This is a genomic window from Defluviitoga sp., from assembly GCF_035349255.1.
Taxonomy (GTDB): domain Bacteria; phylum Thermotogota; class Thermotogae; order Petrotogales; family Petrotogaceae; genus Defluviitoga.
On record NZ_DAOPSE010000001.1, the window covers coordinates 213,400 to 238,729 of the forward strand.

Sequence of the window (25,330 nt, forward strand, 5' to 3'; positions counted from 1 at the left end):
TATTTTCGAAGTAGTCCTATGTACAAAAAAAGAACAGCAGTTTTATTTCTAATGTAAATAATTGGAAGATGGGAGGAATATAAAATGCTAAGATCGATGTATTCAGGCATAACAGGTTTAAGGAACTTTCAAGACCAACTTGATGTAGTAGCAAATAATATTGCAAACGTTAATACAATAGGATTTAAAGGTTCAAGAACCACCTTTCAATCTACACTCTTTCAAACTTTAGCAGCAGGAACCGCACCACAAGATCTTCTTGGGGGAATTAATCCAATGCAAATTGGGTTAGGTTCAAAAATTGCTTCAATAGATAAAATAATGACACAGGGTTCCCCAATGTCTACAGGAAAAGCTACCGATATGATGATACAAGGTGAAGGATTTTTTATACTTTCAGATGGTGTGGGACAATATTACACAAGAGCAGGTAATTTTACAAGAGACTACAATGGATTCTTTGTGGATCCAGCATCGGGTATGAAACTTCAAGGATGGACAGCAAGATTAACGCCAGACGGTCAAAGAATCGTTGATACTAATGATCCAATAGGCGATATACAAATATCCTCTGGACAAGTTATGCCCGCTAAACAAACCTCATTTGTTAGACTCGCCCACAACTTAAACGCAGGAGTCGGAATTCAAGATACAACAATAGTAATTAAAAGCACATTAGGTGATAGTATCCCAGTTAGATTTAGCTTTAAAAGAGACTTAAATAATCTAAATCAAAATGTTTATCTATGGGAAGCTAAGATACTAGACACAAACTACAATTTCTCAAACTTAACGAATAATACCACAAACGCTACTCTTACTTCAACTCAAACAATAAACGGAAAAGTTGAACTAGACGATTATGGAAAAGTAATTAATTGGGTGAATTTTGCAAATGATCAAACTCCACTTTCAGACACTAGAATTTCAATTTTTGATGTAAATGGAAATATTGTTGGAGAAACTGGACAGCCTGCAACAATAGAAACTAATGAAGCTGATGAAGCTAATGAAGCTGATGAAGCTGATGAAGCTAATGAAGCTAATGAAGCTAATGAAGCTAATGAAGCTGATGAAGCTGATGAAGCTAATGGAACTCCTGCTACCCTGAGTGGCAGTATAAAGCTTGTAGATGCTACCACCAACGAATCAGTATATTACGATCCTGAAGATATACAATTATCTTTTTCTGGTAACTCCTTCACAATCACATTGAAAGATTCACAGGGGGATCAGATTACTTTTACTTCAGCTTACGCTGGTACAGTTAGAAGTTTCAATCAATTACTTAGTGAAGGAATTATTTCTGGAAATTACAAATTAACAGGTTTAAGCTTAAAAGGCGTTGATGATAGTAATACTATAAGTAATGGTACTTTCGACCTTCGTTCCGTTCGCGATGTCATTCAGCCTCCTGTAGCAGGAGAGATTAAGTTTGTCGATATGAACAATCCTACAAACTTTTCAACAGCTGAATATATAAGTCCTAAAACTACAACTTCCACTGTAGTCTATGATTCTTTGGGAAATTCGTATAACGTTTATCTAAATTTCACAAAAATAAATGAAAACACTTGGTATTGGGAGGCAAAACTGGCTGATGGAACCCCGTTGTATAAAATTACAACTGATGAACAATTAGTAAATGAACCGGCTAATGGTGTAATAGCATTTGACGCTAATGGAAATTTAGCAGCGACTAATTGGTCTATAGTAGGAGGCAATATAGTACAATCTGGCGGCACTGCAGGTTTTTGGTTCGATCCAGGTGAACAAGGGGCTGCCCTAAATCCTGATGTTGATCCACCATCTGTTGCTGCAGCAGGACCCGTTACTGTGAGTGTTAACTTTCAAGCCTTAACTCAATTCGCATCTCCTCATTCTGTAACTGTAACAGAACAAGATGGAAACGCTCAAGGTACCCTTGAATCTTTCGCAATAAACACTAGTGGCGAAATTATAGGAATTTTTAGTAACGGATTAACAGCTCCTCTTGGTCAGGTAGCTTTAGCAACATTTAATAACCCTGAAGGTCTGTTAGAAGTAGGAAATTCAATGTATGCAATGAGTTCTAACAGTGGACTCCCACAAATAGGTGTTGTTGGTGTTGGAGGAAGGGGAAGCATTATTCCAGGTGCATTAGAAATGTCTAATGTAGATCTTGCAGAAGAATTTACCAATATGATTATTGCACAAAGGGGTTTTCAAGCAAATTCTAGAAGTATAACAACTGCCGATCAAATTTTAAATGAACTAGTTAATATAAAGAGATAATACCTTTGATGTACTTAAGAACAAATTTATTGTTAAATGAAAGATAACTTAATAACAATAATTTTAATTGAATGGTGATTTTTTTATGATAAAATTAACAAAGTTAAATGGTGATGAGTTTTATTTAAACTTTTACCAAATTGAAAAGATAGAATGTAGACCTGATACCACAATAACTATGATGAACGGCCATGTATACATAGTCAAAGAAACGATCGAAGAAGTTCTCGAAAAGGTGATACAATTTAATAAAAAGATATTTAAGGATAATTAAATTAAATAAATATTATAGTTAAGAGGTGGGGTTGTAGTGGATATCTCAACAATCATGGGTTTAGTGTTTGCTTTGTTTGCTATTGTCTTAGGGGTGGGAACTGAATTAGGTAAAATGATTGACATTCCCTCGTTTTTTATTACAGTAGTAGGTTCCTTAGGAGCTACATTTATAGCTCATCCTAGTTCAACATCTTTTAAAATATTTAACATCATTTTACAGTCATTTAAAAATCCCAAAATTGATAATATCGAGGCATTAAGAACCTTGTATTCTTTTTCAGAAAAGGCTCGGAGAGAAGGTATGATTTCACTAGAAGAAGACTTGCCTTCCGTTGAAAGTGATTTCTTAAGAGATGGGCTAAGGGCCGCGGTTGATGGAACCGACCCAGAGGAAATTAGAAAAATTTTGGAGATAAAAATGGATATGTACGAAGAAGAACAAGAAGAAAAAATAAGTGTTCTCGACACATGGGGAACGATGGCTCCAGCATTTGGTATGCTAGGAACCTTAATAGGATTGATACTATTGTTGGATACATTGACGGATCCTTCAACTATTGGACCGAGCATGTCAATAGCGCTTGTAACAACTTTTTACGGTTCTCTAATAGCAAATATCTTAGCCCTTCCTCCCGCTGAGAAATTAAAAAGAAGAACCAATAAAAACCTAAACCAAATGAGAATGATGCTAGAAGGCGTACTTTCAATTGTTCAAGGGGAAAACCCAAGATTAATGGAAGAAAAACTAAAGGCTTTTTTAAGTGCTGCTGAAAGGCAAGAATATGAAAGAAGTAAAGGTGAATCAATCTTCTAGTGAAATTTTTGAGGTGAAACAGTGGCTAGAAAGAAAAAAAGGTTTGAAAGACCCGAAGCAAAATGGATGACAACTTTCACTGATATGACAACATTGCTTTTGACAATGTTTATAGCTTTGTTTGGTATGTCAACAATTTCACCTGGAAAATTTCAACAAGCCGCAATGAGTTTACAAAGTGCTTTTGAAGGACAGCCTTTAGGTATTTTAGTAGGAGGTAAGAGTATTTCTGAAGAACCACTTATTACCTCACATCCAGGTGTAAAATCAGAACTACTAAAAATTGTTGAGGACGAAAAATACAAAGGAAAAATCACTATTGAGGAAACTGATAAAGGGACGATAATATCTATGAGAGATATCGCTTTTTTCAGGTCTGGCAGAGCTGAACTAACGGCTGAAGCTAAAGAACTATTATATAAGATTGGAACTATAATCCTCGAACATACTTCAAATGCCATAGAAGTTTATGGTTTTACAGATGACGAACAAGTCTTACCCACAAGTGTATATCCATCAAATTGGCATTTAAGCGCTGCAAGAGCTGCAAGTGTAGTTAATTTTTTCACTGGCGAGTTGAAAAATAGAAGGATGATCGAAAGAATGGCAGAGATTAATATAGGACAATTTGATATAGATTATTTTTATAACCCAGATAGATTTTATCCAATTGGCTTAGGAGATAAAGACATTCAGAGAGAGTTAGAAATATTAAGAGCTGAAATTGACTCAAGACTAAATCTAGCAACAATGGACTACATAGAAGGAAAGATAAGTGCCGCTCAATTGCAGCAAATTAAGATAGAGTTGGAGAATGAATTCAATGTTAAACGCGACGAATTAAGAAATCAATATAGACGTATAGATATCCTTATACTTCGCCAAAGAGTTAGATAATAATTTTAATTTTTATATTTTGGAGGGATTCTAATTGCCTCGAGAAATGGATGAAGCCCCAGAAACGACAAAGAAAAAAAATCAACCCAGTTTTCTAACAACGTTAATTATCGTTATTGTTGTAGCTTTAGCAATTTCCGGTATTACTTCTTTTTTTATTGTTAAAATACTTTCCAGAAATATTGCAGAAAGTACAAAAAGTTCTGTTCAATATACTTCTAAAATACCTTTAAGAGTGGTTTTACTACAAGAAGGTTCCAGATATCCTGTAATGCTTAAAGGTGGATACGATATTGCCGTAATTGATTCCCTTCAACTAGATGTCGGAAGTAGTGAAGCGAGAGATGCTATAAATGCTTATAGATTAGAAATTTTAGAAGCAATAAGAATGATCTTTTTAAACAAAACAAGAACTGAACTTTCTACTCCTTCTGGTATAGAATTAACTAAAAAACAAATAATAAATTCTGTAAATGAAATTATAGGATTCACCGGAGAACGAGAACAACTAGGAGTAATAAAAGTCACTCTAATCATTATGACTATAACAAACGCAACTTAGAAAAAAGAGGTGTCAAAATGCCTGAAGATGAAATGCTAACTCAGGAAGAAATAGACAATATTTTAAGATCTATGGCTTTGGGAGAATCCCCAGAAAAAATATTCGAAGAATTCAAAAAAGAAGAGAAGAAAATTAGAGAATATGATTTCAGAAGACCCATGAAATTTTCTCGTGAACAACTAAGAACTCTTCAGTTAGTTCATGAAAACTTTGCTCGAGAGCTTTCCACCTACTTATCGGGTAGATGCAGAACTTTTGTTGATATAAAATATGCCAGTATTGATCAAATAACATTTTCAGAATTTCAAAAATCTCTTAATGCCCCTACTTTGATGGTGATATTTTCATCGGATATATTTAGCGGTAGTGCTATTTACCAGATGGGCTTAGACATTGGATACGTTATTATTGATAGGCTTTTAGGAGGAAGTGGCTCAACTTTAGAGGAAATAAGAACTCCTACAGAGCTAGAAATGAATATTTTTAGAAAAGAATGTGCGGTTATACTAAGATTACTTTCGAGATCTTGGGCAAATGTTGAAGAGTTTGAAGCAGTTTTAGAAAATTTAGAAACTAATCCACAGTTTGTACAAATAGCTCCTTCAAATGAAATGGCTATTCTTGTTACCTTATCAGTTACAATAAGAGACATACAAGGTTTTGTTAATCTTTGCTATCCTTCCTCTACTCTAGAACCACTTAATGATAAGCTTTCAACTCGAATGTGGGCAAGGACTTATAAATATTCTCAGGAATCAAAAGACTTTTTAAAAAGAACTTTACTACTTTCAAAACTAAAAATGTCTGCTATTCTTGGCAGAACCACTGTACATTTACAAGATGTTTTAGATTTAGAAGTAGGAGATGTTATTAGATTAGATTCCTTTTATGATGAACCTATAGAACTAGAGATAGAAGGGACAAAGGTTTTTAAAGCTCAAATTGGTAAAATAAAAGGATTTCATGGAGTAAAAATTGTAAAGAAAGACAAAGAATTATTAGAAAAAATCCTTGTTGAGAAAAGTATTCAAGAATATATTTCAAAGCAAAAAACTCTTCCAACCCAACAATCAGAGAAGGAGATGAATAAAAGTGCTAAATAACAACGAATTTTTGAGTCAGAAAGAATTAGATAAATTATTAAAAAACACAAAAAGTTCAGAGGAAGAAAATTTGGATCAAATTTTAGATATAATGGGAGAAATTGCAAATATAACCATGGGATCGGGTACAACAACCTTGTCTACTCTATTACGAAGAAAAATAGAGATAGAATACCCAGAAACTAGTATAGTAAAATTCAAAAATATAAAGACAAATTTTAAAGGTGAACACGTTGTTGCAACTGTTGAATATAAAAAAGGATTATATGGTATGAACACGCTTGTTTTACCCGCCAATCTGACGAATATTATAGCTAATCTAATGCTTGGCAAAGATCCATACGAAACCATGGAAGAAATCGATGAAATTAGTTTGAGTGCTGTAGCTGAAGCCATGAACCAAATGATGGGAACCGCTGCTACTGCCTTATCCGATTTTCTAAAAACAACAATAGAAATTTCTCCCCCAAAGACTGAACTTCTTGATTTCTCAGATCCTAACGTAGAATTTCCTCCTATAGAAACTGACAAGGAAGCCTACGTTATCTCAATAAAATACAAAGTAAAAATATCAGGTATTGCCGAAACTGTTTTCTGGCAATTTATACCTCTTAAGTTTGCAAACACGATTAAAATGAGGATGGAAGAAATATATGGTATAAGCAAGGTAGGTAAGAAAAAAATGCCTGAAAAGAAAGAATCTGTAATAAATACAAATTACTTTAACGATGAAAAAGGAAAAGCCACAAGTGTAATCAAGGAAGGAACTGTTAAAGTTCGGCCGGTAGAATTTGGAGAATTTGAGAAAAAGGAACAACCTCTTCCTGAAGGTGTCGATTTTTCAAAGCTCGAATTATTGATGGATGTACCCTTAGAAATAAAAGTTGAGTTAGGATCGGTGCGAATGACACTTAGAGAGATTTTAGATTTACACGAAGGTTCTTTAATACAGCTAAACAAATTAGCCGGAGAACCTTTAGACATATATGCAAACGATAGACTCATTGCAAGAGGAGAAGTTGTAGTTATAGATGAAAACTTTGGAATACGAGTAACTGAGATTGTTTCCTTAAGAGAAAGGATAAAAACTTTAAAGTGATGCTAACTCAGTTAAAGCGTATCCTTTATATTTTTCTTCCAAAGGCAGTTCCTTTTTTTTATCGTTTAAATATTTAACTTGCTCAAGTATAAGACTTTTTGAGCCGGTTTTTCCATGCCCTGGAAAAATCCTTTTTAACTTCAAATTTTTCATCTTCTGAAGTATATCAATCCATTCTTCAACATCTGAATTCAATATTTCAGCATGTACTCTTGAAAATACGAGATCACCTGTTATTAAATAATCTCGCGGTTTCAAGGTATAAATTGTGGAGTCAGGGGTGTGACCTCCGACTACCTCAGCGGCTATCACATTATCTTGAAAAATCATAAAAAACGATTTTTCGAAGATAAAAATATTTTTTTGGTTTAAAGCTTCCTTTAGATTATTAAAATTAAATTCCGCCATTTTAGATATATCCATCAAAAAAACTTTATCCATAGAAGTCAGTAAGTCAAAGGTGGTTTTACTCATAAAGATATCTACTTTCATATCGCTGAAAATACTACCGAAAGTGTGATCCGGATGAAAATGTGTAAAAAAAACCTTTTTTAATTTCTTAGAAGTCTTTTGCTCAAGTAGATTAGTCATTTCTTCAAATTTATGAGGATAAAGAGAACTATCAAACGCTATTAAACCGTCGCTGCACTCTAAAAACACTACACTACTCGCTCCATTTTCGAACCAAAAGTAATAAACACCTTCATAATTTTCTAACATTTTTATCACCCTAATTTTATCTTCTTCGAAAACAATATAATTAATATTATCATAACATATTTTTTGCAAAAATTATTCTTATTCCCACTTTCTCGATGATATAATAAAAGTAAGGAATATAAACTAAAATTTTTTAAAATATGGATGGTGAAATCTTGATAAAGGAATTTTTTAAAAAATATTGGTGGAGATATTTCATTGGTGTAGCTTTTCTTATCACTGTTGATGTAATTCAAATATTTATACCTAGACAAATTGGAAATATTATTGATGCACTAGGTTTAGCCGTTCCAGATATGATGTATGTAAAATCTTTAATAATTGGAATACTAATGCTAGCAATAGGCATGGCCATAGGTCGTATATTTTGGCGTATTACAATTAACGGTGCAGCTAGACTTTTTGAATTCCAACTTCTAAATAATATGTTTCAACATATAATTCATTTAGATCAAGACTTTTTTGATAAATGGCGTACTGGAGATTTAATGACAAGATTTACATCTGATGTATACTTACTCAGGCGTTTAATGGGTAATTCCATAATAATGATTGTTGATGCAGTTTTTATGACTTCACTTACAATATTAGCTATGGGTAGTTTCGTTGATTGGCGATTGACTTTAATTGCAATCACACCTTTACCTTCTATAGCAGTTATCTCTCTAATATTTGGAAGAATGATTCAAAAGAGAGCTATGGATCTTCAGAAAAAAACTTCTGAATTATCTAATATTACAGAAGAAGACATCGGGGGTATAGATGTTATAAAACTGTATGCAAACCATGAAATTATGGAAAACATATTTGCTAAGAAGGCTAAGGAATACTATAATTCTTTTCTTAAATTAATAAAGGTTTCTGGCTTGATGTATCCATTAGCTATGTTGGTCGGTCAGCTTTCAACAATAATTATTTTTAATGTTGGTGGTCCAATGGTGATTAATAATCAAATTACACTAGGAGATTTCATAATGACTCATCAGTATATTGGGATGATGGTATGGCCAATGATGGCTTTTGGAGATTTTGTCAACTTACTTGCAAGAGCTAAGGCATCTTTAAAGAGAGTAAACGAAGTCTTAAATCAACCAAATTCTGTAGTAGAACCTCCTTACGAAAAATATGATTTTCAAGGGAGATACGAGATCAAAAATCTGAATTTTGCTTATCCAGGTACAGAAAGATTAGTTTTAAAAAATGTTAACATGAATATTGAACCCGGACAAATGGTGGCATTCGTTGGAAGGATAGGATCCGGAAAATCGACGCTGGCAAAATTACTAGTTAAATTGTACCCTGTAGAACGTAACACTATTTTCGTTGATGGAAGAGATATCAACGATGTAAATGGAAGGTTTATAAGAGAAAATGTTTCCTACGTTCCTCAAGAAAGTTTCTTATTTTCCATGACTGTTAGAGAAAATATAGCTTTTTCTGATGAAAAGCTAGAACCATATGCTGAGGAATATGCAAAATTAGCTCATGTTCACGAAGATATAATGAGTTTAGAAAAGGGTTACGAGGCCGTAGTTGGAGTAAGAGGAGCGACATTATCAGGGGGTCAACGGCAGAGAGTTACAATAGCTAGAGCTTTGGCAAAAGACGCCAAAATGATCATCCTTGACGATTGTCTATCAGCGGTTGACACTGAAACAGAAGAAGAGATCATAAATACATTAAGAAGCGAAACGATAGGTAAAACTATAGTCATAATTTCTCACAGACTAAAAGCTGTAAAAGATGCAGATAAAATCTTTGTTTTTGACGATGGAGAAATAGTTGAAGAAGGAAACCACGACGAATTAATCGTCAAAGAGGGCATATACTATTCAATGTATATAAAACAACTAATAGAGAAAAAAGTGGAGGATTGATTGAAGAATGGCTTCAATTCATGAAGAAATTTTTTTGGAAGAAAAAGAAAAGATCGAAGGTGATTTTAAAACAGTTCTTAGACTATGGAAATACATAAAAAAATACAAGTCTTTGATAATTTTGACCCTTGTAGCTTTGGCAATTGCTACGCTGATTGAATTAGGGCTACCATATGTAATTAAGTATGGCATAGATAACGTCATAAATGTCGAATATCATTTTAATCTTGAAACTACCAATCCGCCCACTTTTGTCCAAAATACTAACGGTTCATACACACTAAAAAAAATAGACAATAACTATTATATGATAAATAAAAAAGCCGGTGAAACAATAGAAGTTCCTAGTGAAACTTATTCTTCATACTTCGATACTTCTATTAAACATATAAAAAATTTTAGTATCTTCTTCGTTTTCTTATTATTCGCTCAATTTTTGATAAACTATGGTCAATTATATTTTTCAAATGTTGTTGGCCAAAATGTAGTGTATAATTTAAGAAATGACCTTTATAAGCATTTATTAAGAGTTGAATACAGTTATTTTGAAAAAAATACCCCTGGAAAAATTACAACGAGAGTTGTACACGATACACAAAATCTATCAAATTTCTTCAGTGACGTTATCACAAGCTTATTAAAAGATGTTGCTATTTTAATTGGGGTAATTGCACTTATGCTACTATTAGATGTACAATTAAGCCTCTATACCTTTATTATGCTTCCTATCATAGTATTTGCAACCTTTTTGTTTAGAACATTTGATAGAAAAGCTTACAATAAAGTGAGAACTAGGGTATCAGCTTTAAATTCTTATTTGGCAGAAAATCTATCTGGAAGCACGGTAACCAGGCTTTTTAACCAAGAAGAAAGAAAAGAAGATGAATTTAAATATATGAGTTCAAAATTATATGAAGCAAATATTCAACAAATGTATGTTTTCGCTATTTTCAGACCTTTGATGAATCTGCTTTATTATCTAACTTTAAGTTTAATCTTGTGGATAGGAGCCAAACAGATCACTCAAGATGCAACAACTTTTGGTACGATTTATGCTTTCACCGCTTATATAGATATGTTTTTTAGACCTATTTTTGATATAGCAGAAAAATTTGACATAATGGAAGATGCGTTTGCATCTGCGGGGAAAATATTCAAAATTTTTGAGCAAAAGCAAGAAGATCTTGGAAAAGGGCTATATACAACTATTGAAAAAGGAAAAATAGAATTTGATGATGTGAAATTTTCATATGATGGAAACATTGAAGTTCTAAAAGGTGTCAGCTTTAAAATTGAGCCTAATGAAAGAGTTGCCATAGTTGGAGAAACAGGTTCTGGAAAAACAACCATCATTAAATTGATAAGCGGTCTATATAAATATCAAGAAGGAAGAATACTCATAGATGATAAAGAATTATATGATTACGATTTAAATATGCTTCGCAAAAAAATTGCTGTTGTTCCCCAGGATGTGTACCTATTTTCAGGAACGATTTTAGATAACATAAGATTATTTAATCCAGACATCAGCGAAGAAGAGGTTGAACGTGTAGCTAAATTTGTTTATGCCGATCAGATAATCAATAAATTCCCTAATAACTATTACACTGTCATTACAGAAAGAGGTGCAAGTTTATCTGCTGGAGAAAGACAACTTGTAGCTCTAACAAGAGCTGTCTTATACGATGCAAAAATAATAGTTCTTGATGAAGCTACGGCAAATGTCGACGTTGAAACTGAATACCTAATACAACAGGCTTTGAATAAGATCTCTGAAAAATCAACTATCATATCAATAGCTCATAGATTATCTACAGTAAAAAGTTCTAACCGAATAATTGTTGTCCACGATGGTTTAATTGCTGAAGAAGGTACTCACGAAGAACTCATGAGCAAACGAGGCATTTACTATGAGTTATACAAATTGCAGTTTGAAAAAACCTAAAGAAATTGTCAATATCTAAGGTTTGAAAAAATAACCTAAAAAGAGGTGGCTTATTTGTTAACGATAATAAAAAACGCGGAGGTATATTCACCAGAATATCTAGGTAAAAAGGATTTAATAATTGGAGCAGAAAAAATTTTATATATAACTGACTCTATAACTACTCATCCACAATTAGATGTAAAAATTTTAGACCTTGAGGGGGACTATCTAGTGCCTGGATTTATTGATTCGCATGTCCATATCATCGGAGGTGGAGGAGAGGGTGGATACAAAACTCGAACACCAGAAATAACTCTTTCCTCAATAGTAAAAGCAGGAATAACCTCACTCGTAGGAATACTTGGAACAGACAACGCTACAAGAACTATGTCAAATTTAATTGCCAAAGCAAAAGCTTTAAAAGATGAAGGTATAAGTTGTTATACATACACTGGTTCATATCATCTGCCATTAAAAACTTTAACAAATAGAATAATAGACGATATAGTTTTTATAGAAGAAATAATAGGTGTTGGAGAAGTTGCCATATCTGATCATCGAGGTTCTCAACCTACCCTCGAAGAACTTATAAGAATCACTGCAGATGCCAGAGTAGGAGGAATTTTATCAAAAAAAGCAGGTATTGTAAATGTGCATGTGGGAAAAGGAAAAAAGCTTATCCAACCCCTTTTAGATGTGATTAACAATTCTGACTTACCTATAACACAATTTTTACCAACTCACATGAATAAAGATGAGGAATCAATAAAGGCATGTAAGGAATTTATTAATTTAGGAGGAAGAATAGATTTCACTACTAGTTCTTCTAATAATTTAGACGAAAATGATATTTCAAAACCTTCAAAAGCTCTAAAAGTGCTAATGGATGAAGGTGTTAACTTGGAAAATATTTCATTTTCCTCAGATGGACAAGGCAGTATGCCTCATTTTGATGAAAAAGGGAATTACCTTGGACTTACAGTAGCAAATGTAAATACACTATATCAAGAAGTCAAAGATTCTATCCTAGTTGAGCAAATTCCTATGGAAATTGCATTAAAAGTGGTCACGTCTAATCCTGCTACTTTTTTAAAACTAGAAACCAAAGGAAGAATAAAAGAAGGGTATGATGCTGATCTAGTTATTTTAGATAAAAACTCCTTAAACATCAAAAGTGTTATAGCAAAAGGAAAATTAATGAAGAAAGATGGTAAAATAATAACAAGAGGAACTTTCGAATAAAAATTGGATTCATTTACGAGTTACATGGCAAGTCTTTTTTCATCACAGGCTCGTTAAATATAGGGGAGGATTCGATGTGAAAGCTGTAATTCTAGCCGGAGGGTCGGGAGAAAGATTTTGGCCTCTTTCAAATTCAAAAAAACCAAAACAATTCCTAAAGCTCTTTTCAGATAAAAGTCTAATAAGAGAAACTTATGAAAGGTTACTGGACAAAATGAACCCAGCTGATATATATATTGTCACTTCAGAAAACTACTACGAGTTGACAAAACAAGAAATCCCTGAAATAAATGAGAAAAATTTAATTTTAGAGCCCATTCCTAGAAACACTGCTCCAGCTTGTATGTTAGGTACACTAGTTGCGGAGGAAAATGAAATAGTCACTATTTTACCAGCTGATCACTTTATTCCAAATAAAGATGCTTTTTGGGATACTTTGAACAAAGGTATCGAAGCCGCATCTAAGTATATTGGCTTATTTACGCTTGGTATAACCCCAACTCGCCCTGAAACAGGTTATGGATATATAGAAGTTTGTTCTGAATTAGAACCCAATATTTTTAAAGTTAAATCCTTTAAAGAAAAGCCAGATCAGCAAACTGCCAAAACATTCATAGAAAAGGGGAATTTTTTCTGGAACAGTGGAATTTTCATTTGGAAAAAAGAAGTCTTCTTAAAAGAGATGGAACATCATGCTTATGAAATCTATGAACAGCTGATTAACATTGATCCGTTTGACATTTATACTTTAAAAGAGATATATCCAAACGTCAAAAAAATCAGTATAGACTATGCACTTATGGAAAAATCTAAAAATATTTATGTAATTAAGACCGATCTTCTATGGTCTGATGTAGGAAACTGGGTCTCTGTAAGGGAATTGACTGGTTACTCTGATGACAGTAAAAATGTACATATAATTGATGGAGAAAACGTCTTTGTAAAAACCGACAAAAAGGTAGGCGTAATAGGTCTTTCAAACATAGTGGTAGTTGAAAGTGAAGAAGGGATTCTCATAACCACTGAAGAAAAGGCTCAAAAAGTTAGAAATATTTCTCAAAAGTTTAAAGACGCTGAAAACATTTGAAAAAAATCTAGTTTGACAGATATTAGATAATTATGGTATAATCAAATGACAAGAAAATAAACTTAAGAGGTGTTAAAATTGAAACAAGGAATCCATCCAGAATTGAAGCTTATTACTGTAAAATGTGCTTGTGGTGCCGAACATACTCTTTATACTACTGTGGATAACTTCAAATTAGAGGTATGTTCTCGATGTCATCCCTTCTACAAAGGAGACATGGGGGCTCAAATCATAGACACTGAAGGTAGAGTTCAGAAATTTAAAAATAGGTATAAAGATTTTTTTGAAAATGAAAATTAAAGTACTAAATAACTTTATTTAGGGGGGATTCGTAAGCGGAAAAACTATATGAAACAAAAAACTAAAAAGCCTTACGCGGTCAGACCTTGCTATTGGTGGAAAATACCAATATCTGACCGAAATAGAAAAAATTTGGAGGTGAAGACCAGCGCCGGGACCCAGGCCACCTTTTATAAAGGTGATATCACGGCTTAGCAAGGTTTTCGTGGTAGAGAGACAAGGGCAAGGTATTAAGTGTGGTAAATGAAAGCTTAGCAATAGGAGATACAGTAAGAGCGAAAGTGGTTGATATCAAAAAGTTCGGTGCTTTTGTAGAGTTAGAAAACAAAGAAGAAGGATTCGTACATATTTCCAAAATATCCAAAAAATATGTGAAAGAAATTTCTGATTTTTTATCTGTTGGTCAAGAAGTTGAAGGTAAAATTATCGGAAAAACGAAAGATGGAAAATATGAACTGTCGTTAAAAGAAAACAGCGACGAACTTGTTGATGAGTCAGTAAACAACACTCAAAATTTTGAAAAGAAACTAAGCCAATACTTAAAAGAAAGTGATAAAAAAATCTCCGAATATCGAAAACACTTAGACAAAAAAAGAAACATAAGAAAAAGATAAAAGGAACATTTTATATAGTTTAAACTTTACATACAGCATATAATTAAGAGAGAGCTTTGGCTCTCTCTTAATTTTTTGTGATAAAATAGTTATGAATAATGTATTATTTTTCAATAATAAAAAAATTTCTCGTCGTGCAATGTTTTTAAACACTATCTGTTATTTAATAAAAAGTATTTCTAGTCCAAGTGTATTCAACTGCAACATTTATTCTATTGCTTTTATTAAAATAAAAAAATATATTGTAAAAAAAATCAAATATAATTTCAAGAAAAAAGAGTATTTATTTTTATAAAATATTAATCTATACAACCTACATAAATTTATGAATGTTCAAAAAGATTTCAAACAAACAACGATAAGGAGGTCCCTGTTTTGAGCAATTACAAAAGAATAAAGGGAACTAAAGATATATTCGGCGAAGAAATTGATTACTGGTATTATGTTGAGAATAAAGCTAAAGAGATGTTAGAAAAATATGGTTTTCGAGAAATAAGGACTCCAATTATAGAAAGTGAAGAACTCTTTAGTAGAGGAGTAGGCCAAGAAACAGATATAGTCCAAAAAGAAATGTACACTTTTGAAGACAAAAAAGGACGGATTTTAGCCTTAAGACCAGAGGGAACTGCTTCGGTAGTTAGAGCATACATTGAAAATTCAATGATAAACTTCGGCTCGCCGCAAAAGTTCTTCTATATAGGTCCAATGTTCAGATATGAAAAACCTCAATCAGGTAGATACAGGGAATTTTATCAGATTGGTGCAGAAATTTTTGGCACAGATTATCCTTTAGCTGACGCTGAATTAATAGATTTTTTATACGAATACTTCAAAACTCTAAAATTAACAAATTTCAAGATAAAAATAAATTCTATAGGAACAACAAAAAGTAGAGAAAAATATAAAAAAGTTCTGAAAGAATACTATAACCCTTTTTTACCTATCTTATGTGAAGATTGTCAAAGACGTTATAACGCCAATATTCTGAGACTTCTTGATTGTAAAATTGACAAGGATGTTGCAGCAAACGCTCCTTCAATTCTAGATTATTTAGACAATGAAAGTAAAGAGCATTTTGAGAGTTTAAAAAAATATTTAGATGTATTTGAAGTTCCATATGAAATAGATCCAAAAATAGTTAGGGGTTTAGATTACTATTCAAAAACTGCTTTCGAAGTAGAACATTTAGATTTGGGCGAGCAGGCCGTTATTGCAGGAGGAGGAAGATACGACGATTTAGTAGAGCAACTTGGTGGCCCTAAAACACCTGCGGTAGGATTTGCTATAGGAATAGAAAGGATTATAGAGGCTCTTAAAAAAGAACATATTGAAGTCGAAAATTTTTCACAAATTGATGTTTATATTGCTTATCAAGGTGAACAAGCTGAATTAGAATGTATAAAGCTCTCTAAAGAATTAAGAAAATATAAGATAAAAACCTATTTAAACTTATCAAAAAGAAATTTAAGCGGTCAACTTAAACATGCCAACCGACTAAATGCAAAACTTACTATCATCATGGGAGAAGAAGAGGTTGTCGATGATGTAGTAACAGTAAGAAACATGGAAACAGGGGAACAGACAAAAGTGCAAAGGAGCTGGGTAACAGAATTAGTTTTAGAAAAACTGAAAGAATTTTCTTAAAAATAAAAATTCTACGTACAAAAATTACTTTTAGAAAGGGGGACAAAGATAATGAAAGCTCTAATACTTTGCGCAGGAAAAGGTACAAGGCTTCGACCATTAACCCTTACAAATGCCAAGCCCTTGATTCCAATTGCAAACAAACCAACTATAATGTATAGTATAGAAAAAATAAAAGAAGCCGGGATCTCAGATATAGGAATTGTTGTAAGCCCGGAAAATATTGAAGCATTTCAGAGAGTATTAGGTGATGGAAGTTCTTTAGATGTAAAAATAACTTATATTATTCAAGAAAAACCTCAAGGACTAGCTCACGCGGTTAAAGTATCAAAAGATTTTTTAAACGATGAAAATTTCTTAATGTTCTTAGGCGATAACTTAGTTCAATTTGATCTTAGAAATTTCATTAAGCAATTTGAAAATAGCAATTATGAGTCTTATATCTTACTTACACCTGTAGAGAACCCATCAGAATTTGGAATCGCTATAATAGAAGATTCAAAAATTGTTAAAGTTATTGAAAAACCTAAGGTTCCTCCCTCAAACCTTGCAATAGTGGGTGTTTACATATTTACACCTCTCATATTCGAAGCCATTAATCACATTACTCTTTCTTGGCGTGGTGAGTACGAAATAACTGACGCCATTCAATGGTTAATTGACAACACTAAAAGCGTTGGTGCACACATAATAGAGGGATGGTGGAAAGATACAGGTAAACCTGAAGATTTAATAGAGGCTAACAGGAAAATATTAAACGAATTAAAAGAAATACAAATAGAAGGAGAAATAAAAGAAGGCTCATCAATTCAAGGAAATGTTATTATTGGAAAAAATACAATAATAATTAATTCTATAATAAGAGGACCTGTAATAATTGGGGAAAATACTACAATAAATAATTCATACATTGGTCCTTATACAAGTATCGGAGATGGGGTTTACATTTCTTCATCAGAAATAGAACATAGTATAGTTTTAAATGACGCAAATATTATCAATATACCAATAAGAATAGAATCATCAGTTATTGGAGAAAATGCTAATATAATTTCAATAGAAAGAAGACCTTATTCCATAAAACTAATATTAGGAGATTATAGTCACATACAAATTCCCAAATAAGTAAATATAAAAAACATAGAGACAAAAATTCATTTGTCTCTATGTTTTTTATATTATAAGTCAATTTACATTATTCTACTTAATCTTTCTTTTTCTCTTAAAATATTTCCTTTATCGTCAACAGCTTCATACGCTCCGTTTATAACCGCTACTTTAATTTGTCCTTTTGCAATACTATTACCCTGTAAGCCAACTGCATCTAATATTCCCATCTTTACCGCCATATACAGTGTTTCCGGATCAGTTAAAGGATCGTTTTTATCAAAAGAGATCTCTTTTATCTTTTCAATTATTATCATTGCTTCCTCTTTTAACAAATCTACCCTGTTCCTAATTTCAGGATCACTTTCAAAATCTGGCAAACCCTTTGAAGCTAAAGAATTAGCTCTTCTAACCATTTTCACACTCTCCAAAATCTCTTTAGATGTAGCTCGTTTCATAGCTTCACAATAAGAAACAACATGAATTATATGTGGTTTCAAATATGATGCATAGAACATGGAAGAAACAAGCTGACCCATCCCACTATTTGGATCAGCAGGAAATGATAGCAACCCAGTTCTAATCATCCTATAAGGAATAAAACTTTCGTCCTTTAAGGACTCGACCAACTCTAATTTGGCAATAGCTTTTGCAATATCCATTTTAGGAGATAAATTTGGGGGAGTGTTCATCATATACTGTTGAACGTACCATTCTACTCCTAACTTTTTAGCTACATACGCTGACAAATAAGCAGTTGCAACGCCAAGACTATCGTGCGCGTATCTCAACTCCCATTGATGAGAATCATTTACTTCAACTGGCACCTCATTTTCTTCATTCCATTTTATTCCTTGCATATTCTCAGTTATTGCTTCCAATAGCTTTCTATCAGAACGCTTATCTAGTTCAGAATACCAAAATATTGGAATGGCAGCCCAGGCATTATTAATAGTTTGTTTTAAAAGTTTTGAAAATTCCACTATGTGAGTAGTACCAGAATAGCACCTAACTAAGGGATAATTACCTCTTCTACTGGCTTGATAAAGATCTACAAAATCTTCTTTAGATCTTATAGGAGCACCGCCAGCACCATCTTGATTTGGATCCATTTTGTCTGGTTCGAAAAAATATTGTTGACAGTTTTGATCAGGCGCTATTGAAATAATATCCAAAAGTTCCGAATCTGCTAACTTTTTTATTTCTTCAATTGTTTCCTGCATTGTCTGTAAACCTATGTGATGCCTTATTAAAGGATATGGGAATTTAAATTCTATTCTTTCTGGCAAATTGGCTGGATAATTTTTCTTTTCTTCATACTTCATTTGACCCCTTAAAAATAGAACTACATCTTCTTCCTCTTCTGATCCATCGAAAATCTTTTTGAATATGCCATACTCTCTTGCCACCTGTCCTGTTTCAACAGTTCCTCCAAATATAAAATCTATTTTTTCAAATCTATCAATATCTTTTACCTTTTGAAAAAATTCATCCAAAAGTTTGGTTAAGGCATCTGCTCCCAATCTATAACTAATAGCTACTATATCGGGTTTTTCCTTTTCTATGCTTTCAATAAGTTTATTTATAGGTACAGCAGCACCTAAATTTACTACTTCATAACCTTCTCTTCTTGCTAGCTCTAAAAAATTAAGTAGTCCAGCAATATGAACATCTATTCCTATTGAAGCAGCCAAAATTTTTTTCATTATTCACCCTCCTCAACAAACTTTATTATTTCATCTACTGTTTTGCCTTTCAGACCCAAGTCTTCAACAGTTCTTCCGATCTTCCAAAAATCTCCATCTAACATAACATTAGCTATATTTATCATAGAATCAATTATTGGTGTATCAACACCAAATTCCTTACCAAATGAAGAAGTTGGAACTAAACTCATAGGCACATCTTCCAAAAGATACCTATTATTTAAACTCGTGGGTGCATAAATCCCTCTATAACCTTCGTTATTACGTATAGCTTCATATAAAGTATTTCCTTCGACATCATAAGCATAATTTAGCCATCCTTTTGCAGTCATCGGTTCAGCATTGAAAAGTTTCATCACATTGCATCTTTCTTCGTCTATTTTTTCAAGAACTTTCGCAACAGAAGGGGAAATACCTTCAAAATAAAACTCAAATCTTCCTGCAGTTGTTTCGACTCTTGCTGAATTTAAAATCAAAGTTGCAGGATGAAAAACAACAGCTACATTATTAAAACTAGTATATATAATGCTCTTAACAATATCAAACTCAGGCATAACTTGCAATAAAGTCTCAGCCAATTCATCATTTCTTGTTGCAGGTAAAGCCGAAACAGGAACAGCATTTTTTATTCTAAAAATTCTTGTTACACCTGGATTGGACATTCTAGAAGCAAAAATAAAGGTTTGAGCTTCAGCTATGATTACATCTTTTTTTAGTCCTTTATTTTTCAAAACATTGTAAAATTCTAGAGCGCCTCCTGTTCTACCAGGATTCAATACAATTATCTGACCGTCTTCTAGAAAAGGTGCCATCTTTTCTGCTAATTCTTTATGAGCAAAAGCTGGAACAACAATCATTATTAGTTTTCTGCCTTTCATCGCTTCATCTATCTTTGTCGTTGCAAAAGAAATTTTGTATTCACCTTCAACAGCCGGTCCTTCTATTTTTATTTTTCGAGTCTGAATTATAGGATATATTCTTCTTCTTGATCTATTAAAAAGACTAACATCGAATCCCTTCATAGCGAGATATCCTGCTAAAGCTTGTCCACCATTTCCCGCACCAACCACTGTTATTTTAATCATATTTTCATCTCCTTTCAAAAAAAGAATCTTAATTATAATAAATCTGTAATTTACTATTTTATCATACTATTGTTACAAAATTCGTTCATAGTTCTTCAAGATTACAGATAACCATCATAAAATCAAGATTACACGATAGATAATTTCTCTTATATTTTCACAAATTATTAACTGTCCTGTATTAACAATTTTATTTTATAAAGATATTATTGATAATGGTTGCTCTATATATCACACCAAAAATAAATATTAATGCTCACCAAATTATAAAATATGCAACTAGAATTTTGATTCTACCACTTTTTGAAATGAAAAAACAACTAATAAAAAACTTAATTTCTACAATTGTTGTTAAGTCAAATTTCTAGAATTGCAAATAAAATTAGCCGAAAGGAGGAATCAATATATGGTAGCAAATAATGAATTTCTAGGAACCGAAAGTATTGGAAAATTAATGTTTAAACTCACACTTCCAGCTATAGCTGCTCAGATTATTAACATGCTGTATAACATAGTTGATAGAATATACATAGGACACATGCCAGAAGTAGGCGCTCTGGCTTTAACGGGACTAGGCGTATGTTATCCACTTATCATCGCTATTTCAGCCTTTGCCGCTTTAATTTTTATGGGGGGAGCCCCTCGAGCATTAATAAAAATGGGCGAAGGAGATATTGAAGGTGCGGAAAAGATTATGGGTAACAGTTTCATACTCCTAATAATTATCTCACTCATACTAACTGTGGTTGGTCTAATTTTTGATAGACAACTACTTTTTTTGTTTGGAGCCAGTGAAAATACAATTGAATATGCCTATAATTACATGCAAATTTACTTGTTAGGGACAATCTTTGTTCAATTAACCCTTGGTATGAATTCTTTTATTACAGCTCAAGGATTTGCAAAAACCGGTATGTATACAGTTCTAATTGGTGCAGGCCTTAATATAGCATTAGATCCTTTATTCATTTATACTTTTGACTGGGGAGTACAAGGGGCTGCTCTTGCTACTGTTATTTCTCAAGCAGTTTCAACGATTTGGGTAGTTACTTTCCTTAGAAGTGAAAAAAGTGTTTTACGTCTAAAAAAAGAACATTTTAGATTAGAGAAAGAAGTAGTTTTTCCTATTTTATCTTTAGGAATGGCTCCTTTTATAATGCAGTTTACAGAAAGCATACTATTTTTTAGTTTCAATTCCTCCCTATTAAAATATGGAGGGGATATCGCAGTTGGATCTATGGCGATACTATCTACATTGATGATGTTTGCAATGTTTCCGCTCATGGGTTTTACTCAAGGAGCGCAACCTATAATCAGCTATAACTACGGAGCAAAAAAAGCAGAACGTGTTAAAAAAGCTTTCAATTTATTGTTAATGGTATGTTTAATTTACTCTGTAGTTTTTTGGGCACTTGCCATGTTATTCCCACACATATTTGCTGGGTTGTTCACTAATGATCCAGCTTTAAAGGAGTTTGCATCATGGGCCATGCGCATTTATATGGCTGCTTTGGTGCTAATGGGGGCTCAAATAGCTTGTCAGCAAACATTCATTGCTATAGGAAATGCCAAAACATCCCTGTTCTTAGCTCTTCTGAGAAAAGTAATATTACTTATTCCTTTGATATTCATTCTGCCTTTGTTCTTTGAAAATAAAGTAATGGCTGTTTATCTGGCTGAACCTGTTTCCGATACTATCGCCGTAATTGTAACGGTATCGATGTTTATTGTTCAATTTAGAAAAGCATTAAAGGAAATAGAAGAAGAAAAAGAAGATGAACAGCAAGAAAAATTCAAAGAAGAGTATCAACATCAAGAATCATCTTTTTAAAGAATTCATACGCTATTACCTCGAGTAAGACGTCCTTAAGGGCGTCTTACTAATTTTATTTGTCTATTATTTCTTTGAAATCAAAAACAACTTAAATTATATTATTGTTATAAAATTCATATAAACTTTATAAAAATAATGTTTTAAACTTTTTTCGGTAAGGATACTGAGGAAGAGGGCAAAGGACTCTGTGCTGGTAACCATTTTATATTCAAAATCTCATTTTTTGGAATATTTTTTTGCATATCTAAAATCTTAATTTTAGGGGGTATATTATGTCTATAAATTTTAATGAAAAAACAAAAACTTGGTATCTAGAAACTCAGAATATGGGATACGTTTTCGGGTTAGACAAATTAGAAAAGTTAAAGAATTATTATTGGGGCCTTAGACTTCCAAGGTTTGAAGATTATCCTACGGACAAGGATTTCCTTGTGACTGACAGATATTCTTGGGATCATGAATTCTCAGTAAGGGGCGAAAATAATCACGTTGAGCATTGTTTGAAAGTTGAATACTTTGATGGGGTTAGAGATGTGATTTTAACCTACAAAAACTCCAATATTGAAGAAAATAAACTGACTATGGAATTGATCGATGATCATTATGGTTTAAAGGTAAAACTTTTCTATCAACTAGTTGATGAATATGACATTATTGAACGATGGGTAGAAGTAAAAAACACCTCTTTAAAACCAATAAAAATTGAAGATATAAAATCCGCGTCTATTTACGTTGATAACAATAAAAGCGCTAGATTAAACTATTTATGTGGAATGTGGGCCAATGAATTTTGTCTTAGAAGTGAAGAAATAAATGAAGGGAAAAAGGTTTTAGAAAGCAGAGTAGGAAACACTGGCCCTTATCTTAATCCATTTTTCTCAATAGATTATGAGGCTCAAGAAGATAACGGAAAGGTTTATTTTAGCGAATTAAGTTGGAGCGGTAACTGGAAAATAGTTATACAAAAAAGAATATATGAACGAATAGCAGTTGTTGGAGGTATTAACGATTGGGATTTCAAATACTTATTAGAACCTTCTAAAAGTTTCACCACCCCAAAATTTATCTTCGGCTTTTCTAATGAGGGATTTTCAAAAGCAAGCCAAAACTTGCACCACTATCAACTTGATTACATCCTACCTCAAGACAAAGCTCACAAACCACGAAAAGTATTATACAATTCATGGGAGGCGACTACTTTCAATGTGAACGAAGAAAATCAAAAAAAATTAGCAGAAAAAGCTTCTCAAATAGGCGTAGAATTGTTCGTAGTTGATGATGGATGGTTTGGACAAAGAAATAATGACAAAGCCGGGCTAGGAGATTGGTATGTTAACCCTGAAAAGTTTCCTAAAGGTTTGAAACCTTTAATCGACTTTGTCAAATCTCTTGGAATGGATTTTGGCATATGGGTAGAACCAGAAATGGTGAATCCTGATAGTGATCTATATAGAAAGCATCCCGATTGGGTTATACATTTCCCAAACAGGCCAAGAACTGAACAGAGAAACCAACTTATTTTGAACCTTGCAAGAGACGACGTAAAAGAATACATTAAAGAATTTATGGATAAACTATTAACAGAAAACAATATAGATTTTGTAAAATGGGATATGAACAGACACATTTTTGAATCAGGGTGGCCCGAAGTGAAACCGACTAAACAAAGAGAAATTTGGGTAAGGTACGTATGGAACTTGTATGATATTTGGAACTACTTAAGAGAAAAACATCCGCAGGTAACTTTTGAAAGTTGTTCTAGCGGTGGAGGAAGGGTAGATTTAGGTATTTTAAAGTATGCAGATCAAGTGTGGACCAGTGACAACACCGATCCCTTTGACAGGCTGGAAATTCAAGAAGGTTTTTCTTATGCATATGCTCCAAAAATAATGATGGGATGGGTTACTGATTGGGGAGGAAAAGATAAATATTCTTTAGAATATAGATTCCACTCCTCAATGATTGGTTCACTCGGAATTGGTGCTGATTTAAATAAGTTTACCCCTGATGACATTGCTATTGCCAAAAGACAAGTTCAATTATACAAGGAAATTCGAGAGATAGTACAGGAAGGAAACCAATATCGACTCTCGTCAGTCAATAAAGAGCGATATTTTGCAGTTCAATATCTTACAAAAGATAAAAATGAGGGGGTAATCATTTATCTAAGGAATCCAAGAAGGTTTGGATTATTTGATAGAGTAAATATAAAACTTAAAGGATTAGAAGATAATTATCTCTATGGTATTTATGAAGGAATTAAAGATGAAGAAAAAGAAATTATTCAATTAACAGGTAAGGCATTTAAAGAAAGAGGTTTTATTATCGAAGATACTTACAAAGATTTCTTTTATTATGGAAAGTCTCCTCTCTTTCAAAGCCGCGTTTTAAAAATAAAAAGAATAGTTTAATGTTTTTTTAATTATCCCCTTATATAATAAAAAAGAAATTTAATTTATTAACGGAGGAGAGTAATTATGAAAAGGTTTACTATATTCATATTTGTTATCGTGTTAATCACTTTTGCTTCCACTTTTGCTCTAGATGTAGTAGGAGGATTTAGCTACAACACCTATAATTTTGACTTCTATTTGAAAGAAGAATTACAAAGTATCTTTTCAGAGGAAGTAAATAAAAGTATGGAAAAAGGGTGGGGTGGATATGCCGGCGTCGGGCTAGGCGGAAATATTGGAATAGAAATTGGTGCTGACTTATTTAATAGTAAATATGAAAGTTCTTCCGGACAAACAGTCATATCTATTAGTCAATCAATTTTCGGACCTTATGCAGCTTTAAGATTAAAAGCAAATGTTCCAATCTTACCTATCAGTTTAGATCTAAAAGCAGCAGTTGCTTATTATTCAAATGAAACAACCTCGAAAGGAGAAATAAGCTGGGGACCAATTACAAGTACAGCCGAATTATCGGGCTTAAAATTTAAAGGTTTTGGATACTTGGTTGGCGCCGGAATAAATCTTAATATTACAAAAAATCTAAATGTATCTTTTAATGGAACATATAGAATTGCAAAACTGCCTCTTAGAGAAATTAAAAATATTGAAGGAAATTATGAAGCATATGAAGGTGAAGATGAGGTTATAGTTGATTTATCTGGTTTGCGAATAGGAGCAGGTCTAACATTAGAGTTTTAAAGCGAACAAG

Annotated in this window: 21 protein-coding genes; 18 read left to right on the forward strand and 3 right to left on the reverse strand. The window is 32.7% G+C overall.

Annotated elements, in window-relative coordinates:
- Nucleotides 1-84: 84 nt before the first annotated feature.
- The 7 genes from PKN74_RS00990 to fliY all read left to right on the forward strand — a co-directional run bounded on the left by PKN74_RS00990 (nt 85) and on the right by fliY (nt 7,025).
- The gene (locus tag PKN74_RS00990; protein WP_472307671.1) at nt 85-2,274 is read left to right on the forward strand and encodes a flagellar hook-basal body complex protein; all 2,190 of its coding nucleotides are present in this window, start codon (nt 85-87) and stop codon (nt 2,272-2,274) included.
- An 85-nt stretch (nt 2,275-2,359) separates the two neighbouring features.
- The gene (locus PKN74_RS00995) at nt 2,360-2,548 is read left to right on the forward strand and encodes a flagellar FlbD family protein (protein ID WP_472307673.1); all 189 of its coding nucleotides are present in this window, start codon (nt 2,360-2,362) and stop codon (nt 2,546-2,548) included.
- Nucleotides 2,549-2,584: 36 nt separating this feature from the next.
- Nucleotides 2,585-3,364 (forward strand): motility protein A, encoded by a 780-nt coding sequence (locus PKN74_RS01000; RefSeq protein ID WP_472307675.1) that lies wholly within the window; start codon nt 2,585-2,587, stop codon nt 3,362-3,364.
- A gap of 21 nt (nt 3,365-3,385) precedes the next feature.
- Entirely contained in the window at nt 3,386-4,261 is an 876-nt protein-coding gene (locus tag PKN74_RS01005) for a flagellar motor protein MotB (RefSeq protein WP_472307677.1), read from the forward strand.
- A gap of 34 nt (nt 4,262-4,295) precedes the next feature.
- Entirely contained in the window at nt 4,296-4,823 is a 528-nt protein-coding gene (locus PKN74_RS01010; RefSeq protein WP_472307679.1) for a flagellar basal body-associated FliL family protein, read from the forward strand.
- A 17-nt stretch (nt 4,824-4,840) separates the two neighbouring features.
- Nucleotides 4,841-5,926: a flagellar motor switch protein FliM gene (fliM, locus tag PKN74_RS01015; RefSeq protein ID WP_472307681.1), complete on the forward strand. Its 1,086-nt coding sequence runs from the start codon at nt 4,841-4,843 to the stop codon at nt 5,924-5,926.
- Nucleotides 5,916-7,025 carry a flagellar motor switch phosphatase FliY gene (gene fliY / locus PKN74_RS01020; RefSeq protein ID WP_472307683.1) on the forward strand — a complete coding sequence of 370 codons (1,110 nt, stop codon included), beginning with the start codon at nt 5,916-5,918 and terminating at the stop codon, nt 7,023-7,025. Before fliM ends, fliY begins: the two co-directional genes overlap by 11 nt.
- Here the strand turns inward: fliY and PKN74_RS01025 are convergent.
- A complete protein-coding gene (locus tag PKN74_RS01025; RefSeq protein WP_472307685.1) occupies nt 7,017-7,745 on the reverse strand; it encodes an MBL fold metallo-hydrolase in 729 nt (242 codons plus the stop codon). The genes fliY and PKN74_RS01025 overlap by 9 nt on opposite strands.
- A 155-nt stretch (nt 7,746-7,900) precedes the next feature.
- On the opposite strand from PKN74_RS01025, the gene PKN74_RS01030 reads away from it, so the two are divergent.
- The 8 genes from PKN74_RS01030 to PKN74_RS01065 all read left to right on the forward strand — a co-directional run bounded on the left by PKN74_RS01030 (nt 7,901) and on the right by PKN74_RS01065 (nt 17,561).
- Nucleotides 7,901-9,622 (forward strand): ABC transporter ATP-binding protein, encoded by a 1,722-nt coding sequence (locus PKN74_RS01030; RefSeq protein ID WP_472307687.1) that lies wholly within the window; start codon nt 7,901-7,903, stop codon nt 9,620-9,622.
- Nucleotides 9,623-9,629: 7 nt separating this feature from the next.
- The gene (locus tag PKN74_RS01035; RefSeq protein WP_472307689.1) at nt 9,630-11,567 is read left to right on the forward strand and encodes an ABC transporter ATP-binding protein; all 1,938 of its coding nucleotides are present in this window, start codon (nt 9,630-9,632) and stop codon (nt 11,565-11,567) included.
- A gap of 54 nt (nt 11,568-11,621) precedes the next feature.
- Nucleotides 11,622-12,791: a beta-aspartyl-peptidase gene (gene iadA, locus PKN74_RS01040; RefSeq protein ID WP_472307691.1), complete on the forward strand. Its 1,170-nt coding sequence runs from the start codon at nt 11,622-11,624 to the stop codon at nt 12,789-12,791.
- Between the two features lie 76 nt (nt 12,792-12,867).
- Nucleotides 12,868-13,878 (forward strand): mannose-1-phosphate guanylyltransferase, encoded by a 1,011-nt coding sequence (locus PKN74_RS01045; protein WP_472307694.1) that lies wholly within the window; start codon nt 12,868-12,870, stop codon nt 13,876-13,878.
- A gap of 78 nt (nt 13,879-13,956) precedes the next feature.
- Nucleotides 13,957-14,178 carry a 50S ribosomal protein L31 gene (rpmE, locus tag PKN74_RS01050; RefSeq protein WP_472307696.1) on the forward strand — a complete coding sequence of 74 codons (222 nt, stop codon included), beginning with the start codon at nt 13,957-13,959 and terminating at the stop codon, nt 14,176-14,178.
- 236 nt (nt 14,179-14,414) lie between these two features.
- On the forward strand, nt 14,415-14,792 hold the full coding sequence (locus PKN74_RS01055; protein ID WP_472307698.1) for a S1 RNA-binding domain-containing protein: 378 nt from the start codon (nt 14,415-14,417) through the stop codon (nt 14,790-14,792).
- Between the two features lie 375 nt (nt 14,793-15,167).
- The gene (gene hisS, locus PKN74_RS01060) at nt 15,168-16,436 is read left to right on the forward strand and encodes a histidine--tRNA ligase (protein ID WP_472307700.1); all 1,269 of its coding nucleotides are present in this window, start codon (nt 15,168-15,170) and stop codon (nt 16,434-16,436) included.
- 51 nt (nt 16,437-16,487) lie between these two features.
- A complete protein-coding gene (locus tag PKN74_RS01065) occupies nt 16,488-17,561 on the forward strand; it encodes a glucose-1-phosphate thymidylyltransferase (protein ID WP_472307702.1) in 1,074 nt (357 codons plus the stop codon).
- Between the two features lie 65 nt (nt 17,562-17,626).
- Here the strand turns inward: PKN74_RS01065 and PKN74_RS01070 are convergent, their stop codons facing one another.
- Nucleotides 17,627-19,249 carry a cobalamin-dependent protein gene (locus PKN74_RS01070; protein WP_472307704.1) on the reverse strand — a complete coding sequence of 541 codons (1,623 nt, stop codon included), beginning with the start codon at nt 19,247-19,249 and terminating at the stop codon, nt 17,627-17,629.
- A complete protein-coding gene (locus PKN74_RS01075) occupies nt 19,249-20,331 on the reverse strand; it encodes an NAD/NADP octopine/nopaline dehydrogenase family protein (protein ID WP_472307720.1) in 1,083 nt (360 codons plus the stop codon). The genes PKN74_RS01070 and PKN74_RS01075 overlap by 1 nt, the downstream gene beginning before the upstream one ends.
- 409 nt (nt 20,332-20,740) lie before the next feature.
- On the opposite strand from PKN74_RS01075, the gene PKN74_RS01080 reads away from it, so the two are divergent.
- From PKN74_RS01080 to PKN74_RS01090, 3 genes are all read left to right on the forward strand, one after another.
- Nucleotides 20,741-22,165, forward strand: a complete 1,425-nt coding sequence (locus PKN74_RS01080) for an MATE family efflux transporter (protein WP_472307706.1) — start codon at nt 20,741-20,743, stop codon at nt 22,163-22,165.
- Between the two features lie 275 nt (nt 22,166-22,440).
- Nucleotides 22,441-24,579 (forward strand): alpha-galactosidase, encoded by a 2,139-nt coding sequence (locus tag PKN74_RS01085; RefSeq protein WP_472307708.1) that lies wholly within the window; start codon nt 22,441-22,443, stop codon nt 24,577-24,579.
- Nucleotides 24,580-24,645: 66 nt separating this feature from the next.
- A complete protein-coding gene (locus PKN74_RS01090) occupies nt 24,646-25,320 on the forward strand; it encodes an outer membrane beta-barrel protein (protein WP_472307710.1) in 675 nt (224 codons plus the stop codon).
- The last annotated feature ends 10 nt before the right edge of the window (nt 25,321-25,330 follow it).

Excerpts from the sequence above, each read along its gene's own strand:
- PKN74_RS01080 (WP_472307706.1), top strand. The coding sequence starts at position 20,741 with ATGGTAGCAAATAATGAATTTCTAGGAACCGAAAGTATTGGAAAATTA.
- fliM (WP_472307681.1), top strand. The coding sequence starts at position 4,841 with ATGCCTGAAGATGAAATGCTAACTCAGGAAGAAATAGACAATATTTTA.
- PKN74_RS01070 (WP_472307704.1), bottom strand. The coding sequence starts at position 19,249 with ATGAAAAAAATTTTGGCTGCTTCAATAGGAATAGATGTTCATATTGCT.
- PKN74_RS01090 (WP_472307710.1), top strand. The coding sequence starts at position 24,646 with ATGAAAAGGTTTACTATATTCATATTTGTTATCGTGTTAATCACTTTT.
- PKN74_RS01035 (WP_472307689.1), top strand. The coding sequence starts at position 9,630 with ATGGCTTCAATTCATGAAGAAATTTTTTTGGAAGAAAAAGAAAAGATC.
- PKN74_RS01025 (WP_472307685.1), bottom strand. The coding sequence starts at position 7,745 with ATGTTAGAAAATTATGAAGGTGTTTATTACTTTTGGTTCGAAAATGGA.
- PKN74_RS00990 (WP_472307671.1), top strand. The coding sequence starts at position 85 with ATGCTAAGATCGATGTATTCAGGCATAACAGGTTTAAGGAACTTTCAA.
- PKN74_RS01085 (WP_472307708.1), top strand. The coding sequence starts at position 22,441 with ATGTCTATAAATTTTAATGAAAAAACAAAAACTTGGTATCTAGAAACT.
- PKN74_RS01065 (WP_472307702.1), top strand. The coding sequence starts at position 16,488 with ATGAAAGCTCTAATACTTTGCGCAGGAAAAGGTACAAGGCTTCGACCA.
- PKN74_RS00995 (WP_472307673.1), top strand. The coding sequence starts at position 2,360 with ATGATAAAATTAACAAAGTTAAATGGTGATGAGTTTTATTTAAACTTT.